Consider the following 870-nt stretch of genomic DNA (forward strand, 5'->3'; position numbering starts at 1 on the left):
CAGAGGACTGACGGCTGGAGCATCAACACCACCGATGACAACATCAATCAGCTGTTGCTAATGGCCTACCTGTCTGGGATTCCGTTGAAGGTTGGCATTGATGGCAGCTCAGGCTGTAAAGTAACTGCGGTTGAGCTCCAGCCGCAGTGAATCGGTGGGCTTTAATCCCAACGGCCTGCATGTCGTCTCCCCCGAAAGTCAGCTGATAAGCGAGCGAGCTTGACAGGTGGGGATGAGCTTTTTGAACGCAATGCAGTATGAATTCAGCAGCTCGATGCCAGCTTTTTATGGGCCGCTATCAGCGTCCAGGAGGAAAAATGATGCGTAGGAATATCATGACTGCAACCGCCAAAATGGCCATCGTCTATACGTTAATCAGCATGATGGGGCTCTCTCGTGCAGCGGCGGGTGATCAGCCTGGCGTAATTTATTGGGAAAATCGCAGCCCGGAATCCTTTGATGTGACCCTCGCCGATTATAATACGGATTGTTTGGTCAACCCGGGTGCGCTGCAGTTCACGGTTGCGGCACGCTCGACTTACCATCTTAAAATCAACGTTGATGATAGTTGCGCCCTCAGCGGGACGTGGCTCAGATGGAATTTTACCCAAAAACGGCCGCGCTTTGGAGGCACCCTCGCGGCGGTATTAAGGTATGGAGAAACTCGAACAACCGGAGACACTGAGACGGAAATTTCGATTGAGATAACGGAAGAGCCACCCAAAGGCCACAGCCAGTGGTGGTTTTCTGCCCTATGTACCGACGACGTGCTGCCCTGCACAAATCATGGGGTCACTGGTGATGGACACGAGGGCAGAATCATTGTCCCCACTTCCGCCGCTGAACTGGTCGTGTTGTCACGCTATAAGA

Annotated in this window: 1 protein-coding gene; it reads left to right on the forward strand. The window is 52.9% G+C overall.

Features of this window, described 5'->3' with window-relative positions:
- Positions 1–317: 317 nt before the first annotated feature.
- Positions 318–870 (forward strand): hypothetical protein (locus DUT91_RS25050; protein WP_147272311.1); only part of this gene is annotated, 553 nt, incomplete at its 3' end.

The sequence above is a fragment of the Paramesorhizobium salinisoli genome (genome assembly GCF_003335045.1).
Classification (GTDB): domain Bacteria; phylum Pseudomonadota; class Alphaproteobacteria; order Rhizobiales; family Rhizobiaceae; genus Paramesorhizobium; species Paramesorhizobium salinisoli.